Source organism: Actinomadura vinacea (genome assembly GCF_039532545.1).
Taxonomy (GTDB): domain Bacteria; phylum Actinomycetota; class Actinomycetes; order Streptosporangiales; family Streptosporangiaceae; genus Spirillospora; species Spirillospora vinacea.
The window spans coordinates 269,426-281,930 of record NZ_BAAARW010000011.1 but is presented as its reverse complement, the minus strand read 5'-3'; the positions used below and the strand labels follow the sequence as shown (position 1 = coordinate 281,930).

Annotated in this window: 13 protein-coding genes; 4 read left to right on the top strand and 9 right to left on the bottom strand. The window is 71.1% G+C overall.

Going from position 1 to position 12,505, the window contains the following annotated elements; translation table 11 throughout:
• Nucleotides 1-227: 227 nt before the first annotated feature.
• Together ABD340_RS13005 and ABD340_RS13000 are read right to left on the bottom strand one after the other, a co-directional pair.
• A complete protein-coding gene (locus ABD340_RS13005; protein WP_344589114.1) occupies nucleotides 228-818 on the bottom strand; it encodes a hypothetical protein in 591 nt (196 codons plus the stop codon).
• Nucleotides 819-855: 37 nt separating this feature from the next.
• Nucleotides 856-1,242, bottom strand: a complete 387-nt coding sequence (locus tag ABD340_RS13000; protein WP_344589113.1) for an ATP-binding protein — start codon at nucleotides 1,240-1,242, stop codon at nucleotides 856-858.
• 146 nt (nucleotides 1,243-1,388) lie between these two features.
• On the opposite strand from ABD340_RS13000, the gene ABD340_RS12995 reads away from it, so the two are divergent.
• Nucleotides 1,389-2,138: a GntR family transcriptional regulator gene (locus ABD340_RS12995; RefSeq protein ID WP_344589112.1), complete on the top strand. Its 750-nt coding sequence runs from the start codon at nucleotides 1,389-1,391 to the stop codon at nucleotides 2,136-2,138.
• Between the two features lie 135 nt (nucleotides 2,139-2,273).
• On the opposite strand, the gene ABD340_RS12990 is transcribed toward ABD340_RS12995, so the two are convergent.
• From ABD340_RS12990 to ABD340_RS12975, 4 genes are all read right to left on the bottom strand, one after another.
• Nucleotides 2,274-3,167, bottom strand: a complete 894-nt coding sequence (locus tag ABD340_RS12990; RefSeq protein ID WP_344589111.1) for a 1-aminocyclopropane-1-carboxylate deaminase/D-cysteine desulfhydrase — start codon at nucleotides 3,165-3,167, stop codon at nucleotides 2,274-2,276.
• Nucleotides 3,168-3,313: 146 nt separating this feature from the next.
• Nucleotides 3,314-3,781, bottom strand: a complete 468-nt coding sequence (locus tag ABD340_RS12985) for a DUF4352 domain-containing protein (RefSeq protein ID WP_344589110.1) — start codon at nucleotides 3,779-3,781, stop codon at nucleotides 3,314-3,316.
• A 102-nt stretch (nucleotides 3,782-3,883) separates the two neighbouring features.
• Complete coding sequence (locus ABD340_RS12980) at nucleotides 3,884-5,218, bottom strand: class I SAM-dependent RNA methyltransferase (RefSeq protein ID WP_344589108.1); 1,335 nt, start codon at nucleotides 5,216-5,218, stop codon at nucleotides 3,884-3,886.
• The gene (locus ABD340_RS12975) at nucleotides 5,211-7,259 is read right to left on the bottom strand and encodes an APC family permease (RefSeq protein WP_344589106.1); all 2,049 of its coding nucleotides are present in this window, start codon (nucleotides 7,257-7,259) and stop codon (nucleotides 5,211-5,213) included. The genes ABD340_RS12980 and ABD340_RS12975 overlap by 8 nt, the downstream gene beginning before the upstream one ends.
• 199 nt (nucleotides 7,260-7,458) lie before the next feature.
• Between ABD340_RS12975 and ABD340_RS12970 the strand changes: the two genes are divergently transcribed.
• Entirely contained in the window at nucleotides 7,459-8,124 is a 666-nt protein-coding gene (locus ABD340_RS12970) for a potassium channel family protein (RefSeq protein WP_344589105.1), read from the top strand.
• Nucleotides 8,124-8,783: a potassium channel family protein gene (locus ABD340_RS12965; protein ID WP_344589104.1), complete on the top strand. Its 660-nt coding sequence runs from the start codon at nucleotides 8,124-8,126 to the stop codon at nucleotides 8,781-8,783. Before ABD340_RS12970 ends, ABD340_RS12965 begins: the two co-directional genes overlap by 1 nt.
• Nucleotides 8,784-8,845: 62 nt before the next feature.
• On the opposite strand, the gene ABD340_RS12960 is transcribed toward ABD340_RS12965, so the two are convergent.
• The gene (locus ABD340_RS12960) at nucleotides 8,846-9,610 is read right to left on the bottom strand and encodes a DUF3159 domain-containing protein (RefSeq protein WP_344589103.1); all 765 of its coding nucleotides are present in this window, start codon (nucleotides 9,608-9,610) and stop codon (nucleotides 8,846-8,848) included.
• 47 nt (nucleotides 9,611-9,657) lie between these two features.
• On the bottom strand, nucleotides 9,658-10,086 hold the full coding sequence (locus ABD340_RS12955) for an OB-fold nucleic acid binding domain-containing protein (protein WP_425547341.1): 429 nt from the start codon (nucleotides 10,084-10,086) through the stop codon (nucleotides 9,658-9,660).
• A gap of 240 nt (nucleotides 10,087-10,326) precedes the next feature.
• On the opposite strand from ABD340_RS12955, the gene ABD340_RS12950 reads away from it, so the two are divergent.
• A complete protein-coding gene (locus ABD340_RS12950; protein WP_344589102.1) occupies nucleotides 10,327-11,568 on the top strand; it encodes a L,D-transpeptidase in 1,242 nt (413 codons plus the stop codon).
• A gap of 7 nt (nucleotides 11,569-11,575) precedes the next feature.
• Here ABD340_RS12950 and ABD340_RS12945 read toward each other — a convergent pair whose 3' ends face one another.
• Nucleotides 11,576-12,469 (bottom strand): PhzF family phenazine biosynthesis protein, encoded by an 894-nt coding sequence (locus tag ABD340_RS12945; protein WP_344589608.1) that lies wholly within the window; start codon nucleotides 12,467-12,469, stop codon nucleotides 11,576-11,578.
• Nucleotides 12,470-12,505: the final 36 nt, after the last annotated feature.

Below are 12,505 nucleotides of genomic sequence, written 5' to 3'. Positions count from 1 at the left end.
CGTGGAGACCGCGGACATCATCCTGCCGGTCGACGGCTTCCGCCCGGGACATGCCGCGGGCCTCCATCTCGGCGGCGGGCGGTCAACCCGCCGCCGTCGGCGTCGTCCCAGACGACATCCGGCACGAACAGGTGCCGGGGAGTGGCCAAGAACGCCTCACGCCAACGTTCGGGCAGTCCTATATCAGCCGCGGCCCCGGGCGCGCCTTCAACCCGGGGCCGCGGGGTCTACACCTTGTGCCGCACGAGGACGCCGAGCTCGCGCTCGATGTAAGCGACAGCGCCCGGCAGGTCGGAGCACGGCGCCATCGGCTCGCCGGTCGACGAGCGGAACCGCGGGCCGGACCGGTGTGACATCACGCTCACGGTCTCCCCGAGGGCCGGTACGTACGGGTGCGCGACGCGCAGCCGCACAGGCCCGTCGTTACGGATGAGAGTGGCTCCCCAACCAGCAGCGTTCAGCGCCTCGGCGAGCGCTTCCAGCAGCTCGACGTCGCCGCTCACAGGGTGCCCCGGTTCGCGCCTCACGATCCGGCGGATCTCCTGGCCGGCGTTCACCATGCTCTTGACGGCCGTGACCACGTCGGGGAAGTTGTCGGCCTCGGCGAGCGGGAGGCCGTCGGCGGTCAGGAACCACATCCGGTCACAGTCGTCCTCACGCCGACGGGTGACGATCGTGGTGCTGGGACGTTCCGGGCAACAGCCCTCCGCCATGGGGTTGGTGACGTGCAGCCCGTCCAGCGTCATTTCCGCCGCGAGCTTGTGGGCCCGCAGCACGGTGCCCAACGCCTCCAGCAGCGGTCTGCGATCGGGGGTCATGGGTGGCGCCTCCTTGGTGGGCGTGACTCGACGTAGCTCATAGCGGCTGGGTCACCTCCGCCCACGTGCATCGACCGTCGGCGTCCTTGTCCTCGCCCCACGAGGAGGAGAGTGCATCAACGATGGTCAGGCCCCGCCCGAAGCTCGCGGCCTCGTCGGCGGTCCAGTCGGCGGCCGGCGCGGATCGGGGTCCGTCGTCGCTCACGGCGATGCGCACGACTTCGCCCTGGTCTGCGAGTTCGACGCGGACGCTGCCGCCGTCTTCGCCGCTGGCCGAGTGCCGCATCGCGTTTGTGACCAGCTCATCCATGACGAGTTCGGCGGCGTGCGCGAGAGGAGACATATCGAGGAACGCCCGCACCCAACTGCGCGCGAAGGGCACCATGGAGGGGAGGCCAGGGATGTCCAGGATCCGGGGTTCCATCGATAACCCTCTCATGATAGTGCGCCACAGTTTGATTACTCAGCGCTAAAAGCTGAAATCCAGCTTCCCTCCTGGAATCCAGCTTGTCAAGTGATCCCCTAGTCTTGAGGGCGACGCACCACCCCGTCGCCGAGAGGACTACGCGAGTGCCGCCTACGCCGCTGCACCTGGCTGTCGCCGATGACCTGCGACAGCGCATCATCACCGGCGATCTGGAACCCGGTGCGCGCCTCCCCTCACGCGCCGCACTGGCCGAGCAGCATCATGTCTCCGAACAAGTCGTCCGCCGGGCCGTCGACATGCTCGTCGCCGAGGGGCTGCTGTTCACCCAGGTCGGCGCCCGGCCCGTCGTCAAGGCGCGCCCGTCGGTGACCCGCCTCGCCCGCGGCTGGTACCAGGACCGGCCTGGCGAGTCCCCGTTCCGCGCGACGATGGCCGCCCAGGGGCGCACCGGCGACTGGATCGTCCGCTCTGAGCGCACCACCGCGAGCGAGCGCGTGGCCGAGCGGCTCGGCATCGCGGCCGACGCCCCCGTCATGCGCAGCGATTACACATTCATGGCCGACGGTCGGCCCGTGATGCTGTCCACCAGCTGGGAGCCGCTGGCCATCACCGCCGGGACGCCCATCATGCTGCCGGAACAGGGCCCGTACGCGGGCAAGGGAGTTGTCGAGCGCATGGCCGCGATCGAGCAGCGCATCACGCACGTCGAAGAGGTCAACACGGCCAGACCGGTCACGGCGGCCGAGGGTGAGAGGCTCCAGGTAACCGCGGGCACGCTGGTCATGGTGATTGAGCGAACCTATGCCACTGACGCCGGGGCGCGGGTGGAGACCGCCGACATCATCTTGCCGGTCGACCGGTACGAAGTGGCCTACGTCATTCCGGTCAAGTAGAAGAAACGCGGCCGCCCATGGAGGATGTGCTCAACCGCGGCGGCCACAAGGACGCCACGTTTCCGGTGAATGGACGCTGGCCTGGGTCGGTCACGCCACCTCTCGCCGCACGTTGCGGGACGTGATCCGGTCCGGTCAGCCGGTGATCACCGCGATGATGCGGGTGCCCTTGTCGAACTCTCCGCGCTCGGCGAGTGTGAAGATCCCGTACATCATTTTGGCCACGTACACCCGGTCGAGGGTGATGCCGTGCCCGTCGGTGAACTCAGAGATGAACTCGTCCAGGACAGCAGTGCGGCGGGCGAAGCCCCCGAAGTGGAAGTCGTAGGCGATCGCCCAGTCGCCCTTGGTGGTGCCATAGGTTTCGGACTGAAGCCGTTCGACCTCGTGCCGAAGGAACTGGCCGCCCTTCAGCGCGGAAAAGCCCAGCGCCCGCTGCCTCGGACGGAGCCCGGCGGCGATGCCGGCCAGGGTGCCCCCGGTACCGCAGGCGCAGCAGATCACGTCGAAGGCCTGGTCGATCTCGGTGGGGAGTTCGGCGCATCCGCGTACCGCCGCAGCGTTGCTTCCTCCTTCGGGAAGCAGATAGAAGTCTCCGAATCGCCGGTGGAGTTCGATGATCACGTCGGGTTCGGACTTTCGGCGATACGTCGAACGGTCCAGATAGACAAGCCGCATGCCCTGCGCCGCGGCGAAGGCCAGCGAATCATTGAGCGGAAGATGTCGCTCACCCCGGATCACACCGATGGTGGCGAATCCGAACAGGCGGCCCGCTGCTGCGGTGGCGCGGATGTGGTTGGAGTAAGCGCCCCCGAACGTCAGCAGCGTGCTGTGTCCCTCTTCGCGCGCCGCTCGCAGGTTGTACTTGAGCTTGCGCCACTTGTTGCCGGGCAGGTCGGGATGGATCAGGTCGTCTCGCTTGAGGTAGAGCCGCAGATGCTGCCGGGCAATCCGATCACTGGCCAGCTCGACCAAGGGCGAGGGCACGTTGAGGCGCATGGGTGCGGTCCGCTGCGAAGACGTGTCCATGGTATTGAGGCTAGGCCCGATCATTCGTCATGGCAGAACCGCCAGGCGCGCGTCGCGGTCGTTCTCGGTGGAGCGGCACCACGGCATCGGCCCCGCACCTTCCTGAGCGGACGCACTCTCAGGTTGGGGTGCAGGGCCGAAGCGCGTCAGGCGACCTCGGCGCGGGCCTGTTCCTGTAGGAGCTCGTCGGTCATCGCGACGATCTTCGGGGTGAAGTCCCCCTTGGCGCACACCGTGCCCTTGGCCTTCTCACCAGGTGCCAGGCTCGTGGTCGGCACCTGCCCCTCATAGTCCCCCATCGCGTCGGTGACGTCGTGCTTCTCGCCCTTGGTGTCGACCAGGGAGAAATACAACGGGTTCACCGCGAGCTGGCCCTTGCGCTGGTTGGTGATGGTGACCTTCACGCACGACAGGTCACCGCTGGCGAGGACGGTCCGCTTGGCCGTGCCCGGCGTCGCGACGATCTTCACGGTGACCTTCTCGGCGGGCTTGGCGCTCTTGCCGCCGCCCTTCTCGTCGGCGGGCTGGACGGCGACGGGCTCGGCACCCTCGCAGCCGGTCGCGGCGGGGATGGCGAGCAGGCCGAGGATGAGCGCGGTGATGCGAACGCGCATGGTGGGTGGGTCCCCCTGTCTTCGGGATGGCTGTGTGAAAGGTGAGACGTGATGATCACGCTGCGCGTTGACGTGATCAGCACACTGTCACCATCCGGCCATTCAGCCCTTGATCAGAACCGCCAGGCACTCCGTGTGCTGGGTCATGGGGAAGGCGTCGAAGGCTCGGAAGGACTCCAGGGTCCAGCCTCGTTCGCTGAAATAGGCCAGGTCGCGGGCCAGGGTGGCGGGGTCGCAGGAGACGTAGGCGATCGTGCGGCGGGCCAGCCGGGCGACCTGGTCGACGACCGCGCGGCCGGCGCCGGCGCGGGGCGGGTCGAGGACGACGACGTCGGCGCCGCGGACCCGGGCGCCGCGGTGGTGCCCGCCGCCGCGCTTGGTCTGGGTGCGGTCGGAGCCGTCCGCCCGGCCGAACTCCAGGTCGGGGACGACCTCCTCGACCTGCCCCCGCTCGATCGCCACCTGGGGCAGGTCGCGGGCGTTGAACTTGGCGTCCCGGACGGCCTGGCCGTCGGACTCCACGCCGACGACGAGGCCTTCGGCGCCGACGCGCTCGCCCAGGAGGGCGGCGAACAGGCCCACGCCGCAGTAGAGGTCGAGGGCGATATCGCCCGGCCTGGGGTCGAGGGCGTCCAGGACGGCGTCCGCCAGCAGTTGCGCCGCGCCGGGGTGGACCTGCCAGAAGCCGCTTCCGCTGACTTGGAAGAGGCGGCCGGACACCTCCTCGCGCACGTACGGGGTCTGCTTGTCCCGGGACGGGCCCTTGCGGACGAGGCGGACCGGGACGTCCAGGCGCGGCACCCGGGCGTTGCGGCGGCCCTTGAGGGAGACCAGCCGGTCGCCCGTGCTCGCCGAGACGATGCCCTCCACGGACGTCGCGCCCGGCCAGCGCTTGCGCTCGATGCCCATCATCTCCACGCCGGGGTGGGCGATCAGGCACTCGTCGACCGGCTCGATGTCGTGGGAGCGGTGGCGGCGCAGGCCGATCGTGCCGTCCACCGCGGTGAACTGCACCCGGGTGCGCCAGCCCAGGCCGGGGCCCCGGTCGACCTCGGCGGGCGGGGAGGGGACCTCCTCGACGGTGACCGTGCGGGTGATGCCCGCGACCCGCTGGAGCTGCTCCTCCACCACGGCCGCCTTCAGGCGGCGCTGCGCGGGCAGCGTGGCGTGCTGCCAGTCGCAGCCGCCGCAGCGGCCCGGCCCGGCGAACGGGCAGGGCGGCTGGACGCGGTCCGGCGACGCCTCCAGGATCTCCACCGCGTCCGCGCGCAGGAAGTTCTTGGTTTGGTCGGTGACCCGGGCGCGGACCCGTTCGCCGGGCAGGGCGTGCCGGACGAACACCACCCGGCCCTCGTGCCGGGCCACGCAGAATCCGCCGTTGGCGACGTTGCCGACCTCGAGGTCGAGGAGGTCGGAGTCGGGTCCGAAATCAGTCACGGTCCGAAACGATACCGCCGCCCGAGCGTGCTCCCTCCTGTTCGGCGGGCGCGCGCGGGGGCCGCCGCGACGCGCCCGGCGCGACCGGCTCGGGCCGGCCCTTGAGCCGGTCGGACGAGCGCAGCTGCCAGGGGACGCTGGTGACCATGACCCCGGGCACGAACAGCAGCCTGCCCTTGAGCCGCAGCGCGCTCTGGTTGTGCAGCAGATGCTCCCACCAGTGGCCCACCACGTACTCGGGGATGAACACCGTGATCACGTCGCGGGGGCTCTTGCGGCGGACGTTCTTGACGTAGTTGAGCACCGGCCGGGTGATCTCCCGGAACGGCGAGTCGAGGATCTTGAGCGGGACGGGGACGTCCAGCCCGTCCCACTCCTCCTGGAGGCGCCGCGACTCCTGGGCGTCGACCGCGACCGAGACGGCCTCCAGCGTGGACGGACGGGTCGCCCGCGCGTACGCCAGGGCGCGCAGCGTCGGCTTGTGGATCTTCGAGACGAGCACGATCGCGTGGTTGCGGGCGGGCAGCGCCACGTCCTCGCCGCTGGGCACCAGTTCGGCGGCGACCCGGTCGTAGTGCCTCCGGATCGCCTTCATGAGGAGGTACAGGACCGGCATCGCGATGCACACGATGTAGGCGCCGTGGGTGAACTTGGTGACCAGCACGACGACCAGCACCGTCCCGGTCATCGCCAGGCCGAAGGCGTTGATCGCGCGGGAGCGCTTCATCTGGCGGCGGGCGGCCGGCTCGGTCTCGGTGCTCAGCAGCTTGTTCCAGTGCCGCACCATGCCGGTCTGGCTGACGGTGAACGACACGAACACGCCCACGATGTAGAGCTGGATCAGCTTGGAGACGTCGGCGCCGTAGGCGTAGATCAGCAGCCCGGCCATGGTGGCCAGGATGATGATGCCGTTGCTGAAGGCCAGCCGGTCGCCGCGGGTGTGCAGCTGGCGCGGCAGGTACCGGTTCTGCGCCAGCACCGAGCCCAGCACCGGGAAGCCGTTGTAGGCGGTGTTGGCGGCCAGCACCAGGATCAGCGCGGTCATCAGTGTGACGAAGCCGAACATCAGCGGGAAGTTGCTGAAGACGGTGTGCGCGACCTGGGCGATGACCGGGTCCTGCTCGGAGACGTTCCGGCCGGTGGCGGGGTCGATCAGGCTGCTGCCGTGGTTGGGGTCGGCGAACTTGGCGTCGGTGATGTAGGCCAGCGCGGTCACGCCGCAGAACATCGTCATCGCGATCACGCCGAGCATCAGCAGCGTGGCCGCGGCGTTCGGGCCCTTGGGCTTGCGGAAGGCGGGCACCCCGTTGCTGATCGCCTCGACGCCGGTCAGCGCGGCGCAGCCGGACGCGAAGGCCCGCATCAGCAGGAAGATCAGCGCGAAGCCGCCGACCCCCATCTCCTCGCCGCGGACCTCGAGGCCGGCTGTCTCGGCCCGGAGGTCGGCGCCCAGCAGGAGCCGCCCGAAACCCCAGACCAGCATCGTGAAGATGCCGAACATGAACAGGTAGGTCGGGATCGAGAAGGCCACCCCGGACTCCCTGAGCCCGCGCAGGTTGAGCACGGTCAGGATCACCACCAGGATGATCGCCGACGCGACCTTGTGCTCGTCGACCACGTGCCAGAACGCGCCCAGGTTGTCGACCGCCGAGGAGATCGACACCGCGACGGTGAGCACGTAGTCGACCAGCAGCGCGCTGGCCACCACCACGCCCCAGTTGCCGCCGAGGTTCTCGGTGGCGACCTCGAAGTCGCCGCCGCCGCTGGTGTAGGCCCGCACGTTCTGCCGGTACGAGGCCACCACGGTGAGCAGGATGACCACCACGGCCGCCGCCACCCACGGGGTGAACTGGTAGGCCGCGAGCCCCGCTATCCCCAGGGTGATGAGGATCTCCTGCGGGGCGTAGGCTACCGACGACAGCGCGTCGCTGGCGAACACCGGCAGGGCGATCCGCTTGGGGAGCAGCTGCTCGTGCTGCTGGGCGCTGCGCAGGGCGCGGCCCAGCAGGGCGCGTTTGACAAGGTCTGGAACCTTCGACACGAAACGAGACTCTAGCCCTCGTCCGCGACGATCTTGCCAGCCGCCCGCCCCCTTTACGGTGATTTCAGACGCACCCCTGGCGGACTGGCGCGGGCGGGGGTGGGCTGGGTAGTACTTGGCTGGGCGGATGTGTAGTTTTGCAGCCCGGCAGGATCATCGGGCCGAAGCGATCCCGCGGGTTTTGGGGGAAGGAACGGGCGTGCATATCGTGATCATGGGGTGCGGCCGCGTCGGGTCGACGCTCGCCCATATCCTGGAGGACAAGGGCCACTCGGTGGCCATCATCGACCAGACCCCGGAGGCCTTCCGCCGGTTGCGCAGCGGGTTCAAGGGCCGCCGGGTCACCGGCTTCGGCTTCGACCGGGACGTGATCGCCGAGGCGGGCATCGAGCACGCCTCCGCGTTCGTGGCGGTCAGCAGCGGCGACAACTCCAACATCATCTCCGCCCGGGTGGCCCGCGAGACCTTCGGCGTCGACAACGTGGTGGCGCGCATCTACGACCCCCGCCGCGCCGAGGTCTACCAGCGGCTGGGCATTCCCACCGTGGCGACGGTGCGGTGGACCGCCGACCAGATCCTGCGGCGGCTGCTGCCGGAGGGCGCCGAGCCGCTGTGGCGCGATCCCACCGGCGACGTGGTGCTGGCCGAGCTGGACGCCGGGACGATCTGGGTGGGCGACAAGGTCGCCACGCTGGAGGAGGCCGCGGGCACCCGGGTGGCGTTCCTGACCCGGATGGGCGAGGCGCTGGTCCCGCACGCCGACACCGTGGTCCAGGACGGCGACATCGTGCACATCATCGCCCGCTCCGGCGATCTGGAGCGGATCAACGCCGCGGTCGCGGTGCGCACCGAGGAGGACGCGTGATGCGGGTGGCGATCGCCGGGGCGGGGGCGGTCGGCCGTTCCATCGCCCAGGAACTGCTGGAGAACGGCCACGAGGTGCTGCTGATCGACAAGAGCCCCAAGGCCATCAAGGTGGAGATGGTGCCGCGGGCCGAGTGGCTGCTGGCCGACGCGTGCGAGATCGCCTCGCTGGACGACGCGGCGCTGGAGCGCTGCCAGGTGGTGGTGGCCTCCTCCGGCGACGACAAGGTCAACCTGGTGGTGTCGCTGCTGGCCAAGACCGAGTACGGGGTGCCGCGGGTGGTGGCCCGGATCAACCATCCCAAGAACGAGTGGCTGTTCAACGAGTCGTGGGGCGTGGACGTGGCCGTGTCCACGCCGCGGCTGCTGTCGGCCCTGGTCGAGGAGGCGGTCAGCGTCGGCGACCTGGTCCGGCTGATGACCTTCCGGCAGGGCGAGGCCAACCTGGTGGAGCTGACGCTGCCCGAGGACGCCCCGCTGGGCGGCGAGCGGGTCGGCTCGGTGAGTTGGCCGCGCGACACCGCCCTGGTGGCGATCCTGCGCGAGGGCCGGGTGCTGGTGCCGGCCGCCGACGACACGCTGGAGGCGGGCGACGAGCTGATGTTCGTGGCCAGCCAGGACGTCGAGGACGAGCTGGCCGAGCTCCTCGGCGCCCGCTGACAGGTCTTCAGCGGACGCCTCGCGGGCGGCGGCCCGAGCCGCCGCCCGCGGGACCGCCGCGGTCAGTGCGGGTTCGCGGATCGCAGCGGGGTGCGGCCGCGGGCGAGGATCCAGACCATCGCGGCCAGCGCCGCCACCTGCAGCGGCCAGCCCATGGCGATCTTGGCGGGGCCCAGCAGCGCGCTCTGGTCGCCGTCGGCGAGGTAGATCGGGTACTGCACCACCACCCGCAGCACGTTGGGGATCAGCAGGATCCAGGTCAGCCGGGAGCACAGCCGCAGGATCCCCGGATCGTCGCGCCAGCCGGTGGGGTCGCCGGTGACCGATCCGATGATGAAGCCGACCACCGGCCAGCGGGTCACGATCGACAGCAGCATCACCGCGCCGTACCCGGCGTTGATCAGGATGCCGGGCATGAACGCGTCCTCGGCCCTGCCGGAGCGCAGCGCGAAGAACGCCGCGATCGCGATGCCGACCAGGCTGTTCAGGACGAACTGCGGGTTGGAGCGCTGCGCGATCCGGACCACCAGCAGCACCACGGCCGCGCCGACGCCGACGATGACCGCCGTCCGGACCTCTTTGGTCGCCACGTAGGTGGTGGTGAACGCGATGGTGGGGACGGCCGCCTCGATCATGCCGCGGACGCCGCCGAGCGCCTTGGACAGCTGGGCCCGCACCGCCGCCTCGACGGTGTCGTGGGCGCTGTCCCCCGCCCCGTCCTTCGCACCGTCGGCGGAATCGGCCGGGCCGGTGTCGGGCTCGGTCTCGGTCTCGGGCTCGGTCTCGGTTCCGGCGGCCTTGCCGGTGGCAGCCGGTCCCTTGCTCATCGGTCGCAACGCGTCTCCCGCTCGGTTCTGTCCGTCCCCCGCCCCCGTCACGAACCGCGCAGTTCGTAGCGGGGGTTGAACATGACCTTGCGCCCGTCCTGGAGGCTCACCAGGCCCTCGGCGTGCAGCCGGCGGCCGGGGTCGATTCCGGCGATCTTGCGGCGGCCGAGCCAGACCAGGTTGATCACGTCGGTTCCGTCGTAGAGCTCGGCCTCCAGGGCCGGAGCGCCACCTCTGGGCCGCAGGGTCACGGTGCGTAGCGTACCCGCCACGCGGGCGCGCTTGCGGGTGGCGCATGCCGTGATGGGCGTGGCCCCTTCCTCGTCGGAGGTCTTCTGCAGTTCCTCGGCCTCGAGCTCGGCCTTGCTGGAGGCCATGCGGCGCAGGAAGCGCCGCAGCCCGCCGCGGCCGCGCGCATCGCCGGCGGCGGTGCTCTCGGCCTTCTCCGGCGCCTTGTCGGCCGGTACCTCGTCCATGTTCGAACCTTAAGGCATCAGACCGGCCGACGAACCGTCCGTGGCCGGATAAAGCGCCAGATGAGCGGCCGAATCCCGATTCGGCCCGCCAACTCCGGCCTTCACCGAACCGAGACCCGGCCGGCGCGCCGACAAGCCCACCTCCGGCCTGCCGACGGACTAGGTTGGCCTGCGACTATCACTCTCAGTAAATATATCCCTACGTAAGGGATGAAACGCGGCACAGCGACGGGGGCGGCAATGCTGCGAGGCGTGTACCGGCTGGTACCGGCCATGGTCCTGGTGGTTTCGGGGGCCGCGGCATGCGGCGGGGGCGACGGGGACCGGGGCGGCGCGCGCGGCGGGCGAGGCGTGCAGGCACCCCCGCCCCCGCCCGCGCCGATCCGCTTCCTGCCGGGGGACGGCGCCCGCGACGTGCGCCCCGACCGGCCCGTCGTCGTCACGGCCGTGCGCGGCACGCTGGGACGGGTCGACCTGCGGGGCGGCGGCGGCCGCGCGGCCGGCCGGCTGTCGAAGGACCGGCGCAGCTGGCGCACCCGCTGGACGCTGCGGCCCGCCACCACCTACACCGTGACCGCCACCGGCACCGGCGCCGCGGGCGAGCCCACCGCGCTGACCGGACGGTTCACCACGCTCCGGCCCGCGGCGACGTTCTCGGTCGCGGACGTGACGCCGCGCACCGGCGAGCTGGTCGGGACGGGCATGCCGATGATCGTCACCTTCGACCGCCCGATCGCCCGCCGCGCCGCCGTGGAGCGGGCGCTGGAGATCCGCATGAAGCGCGCGGTGCCGGGCGCCTGGCACTGGACGGGTCCGCGGCAGGCCGTCTTCCGGCCGCGCCGCTACTGGCCGGCCGGCCAGCGGGTCAGGCTGCTGGCCCACACGGCCGGGGTGAGCTCCGCGCCCGGCGTGTACGGGGCGTCCGACCGCACCGCGGGGTTCCGCGTCGGGCCGCGCCGGATCAGCACCGTGGACGTGCGGCGGCACCGCATGACGGTGCAGGAGAACGGCGTCACGGTGCGGTCGGCCGCCATCAGCGCGGGCAAGGGCGGCGCGCGGGCCTACACCACCACCAGCGGCGTCCACCTCGCCATGGGCAAGAGCGACCCGGTCATCATGACGTCGGCGTGGATGGGCGTGACCGACCGCGAGGACCCCCGCTACTACAAGAAGAAGGTGCGGCACGCCGTGCAGATCTCCAGCAGCGGGGAGTACGTGCACGCGGCGCCCTGGTCGGTCAGGGCGCAGGGACGCGCGAACGTCAGCCACGGGTGTGTCAACGCCTCCCCGGCGTTCGCCGAATGGTTCTTCGCGCGCTCGCTGCGCGGCGACATCGTGAACGTGACGGGCACCGACCGTCCGCTGGAGCCGTACAACGGCTGGGGCTACTGGCAGATCCCGTGGAAGCGGTGGGTGGCGGGCAGCGCGCTCAAGAAGCCGGTCACGCCCAAGAGGCCGGCCGTGCACAAGCGCCGCCGCTGAAGGCGCCTCAGCCGGACGGGATGGGCACGGCGGCGCCGGAGACCCTGACCCGGGTGTCGTTCTCGCGCAGTTCCACGTTCAGCACGCCCGGACGGCCCATGTCCTCGCCCTGGTGGAGGGTGAGCCGGGCGATGGGGGCCACCCGGACCGCGCCGAGCCGCCGCAGGTAGGCGCCGAACGCGGCGGCCGCGGCCCCGGTCGCCGGGTCTTCGACGACGCCGCCCACCGGGAACGGGTCGCGCACGTGGAAGGTGTCCGCAGACTCCCGCCACACCAGCTGCACGGTGGTGAGGTCGCGGGCGGTCATGTAGGCGGCGAGCAGGTCGAAGTCGTAGTCGAGGTCGGCCAGCCGCCGCCGGGTGGCCGCCGCCAGCACCAGGTGCCGCGCCCCGGCGTAGGCGACGCGGGGCGGCAGCGCCGGGTCGAGGTCGGACTCGTCCCAGCGCAGCGCGGCCAGCGCCTCGGCGAGGTAGCTGCGGCTGATCTCCTGGACGTACGGCTCCACGCTGGTGAGCGTCGCCCGCAGGACGCCGTCGGGCCCGGCCTCGACCTCGACGGGCACCACCCCCACCTGGGTCGCGAACAGCAGCGGGCCCGGGCCGGAACGTTCCGCCAGCGCGACGGCGGTCGCGATGGTGGCGTGCCCGCAGAACGACACCTCGTCCTTGGGGCTGAAGTAGCGGACGGCGAAGGCGCGCCCCGGCGGGCCGAGGTCGTCGGGCGCCCGGGTGAGGAAGGCGCTCTCGGAGTAGCCGACGTCCGCGGCGATGGCCAGCATCGCCGCGTCGTCCAGGCCGGAGGCGTCCAGCACGACCCCGGCCGGGTTGCCGCCGCGCGGGTCGATGGTGAATGCCGCGTACCGCAGCACGTCCCGCCCGGTGGTGGGCGGCGGGGTCATCATGGTCAAGCGAACGCTCCGTGGGTGAGGGTGACTGCT

What these genes read in the sequence shown, in the direction of transcription:
- ABD340_RS12965 (WP_344589104.1), top strand. Translation starts at nt 8,124, where the DNA reads ATGCGGGTGGCGATCGCCGGGGCGGGGGCGGTCGGCCGTTCCATCGCC.
- ABD340_RS12990 (WP_344589111.1), bottom strand. Translation starts at nt 3,167, where the DNA reads ATGGACACGTCTTCGCAGCGGACCGCACCCATGCGCCTCAACGTGCCC.
- ABD340_RS13005 (WP_344589114.1), bottom strand. Translation starts at nt 818, where the DNA reads ATGACCCCCGATCGCAGACCGCTGCTGGAGGCGTTGGGCACCGTGCTG.
- ABD340_RS12950 (WP_344589102.1), top strand. Translation starts at nt 10,327, where the DNA reads ATGCTGCGAGGCGTGTACCGGCTGGTACCGGCCATGGTCCTGGTGGTT.
- ABD340_RS12960 (WP_344589103.1), bottom strand. Translation starts at nt 9,610, where the DNA reads ATGAGCAAGGGACCGGCTGCCACCGGCAAGGCCGCCGGAACCGAGACC.
- ABD340_RS12985 (WP_344589110.1), bottom strand. Translation starts at nt 3,781, where the DNA reads ATGCGCGTTCGCATCACCGCGCTCATCCTCGGCCTGCTCGCCATCCCC.
- ABD340_RS13000 (WP_344589113.1), bottom strand. Translation starts at nt 1,242, where the DNA reads ATGGAACCCCGGATCCTGGACATCCCTGGCCTCCCCTCCATGGTGCCC.
- ABD340_RS12945 (WP_344589608.1), bottom strand. Translation starts at nt 12,469, where the DNA reads ATGATGACCCCGCCGCCCACCACCGGGCGGGACGTGCTGCGGTACGCG.
- ABD340_RS12955 (WP_425547341.1), bottom strand. Translation starts at nt 10,086, where the DNA reads ATGGACGAGGTACCGGCCGACAAGGCGCCGGAGAAGGCCGAGAGCACC.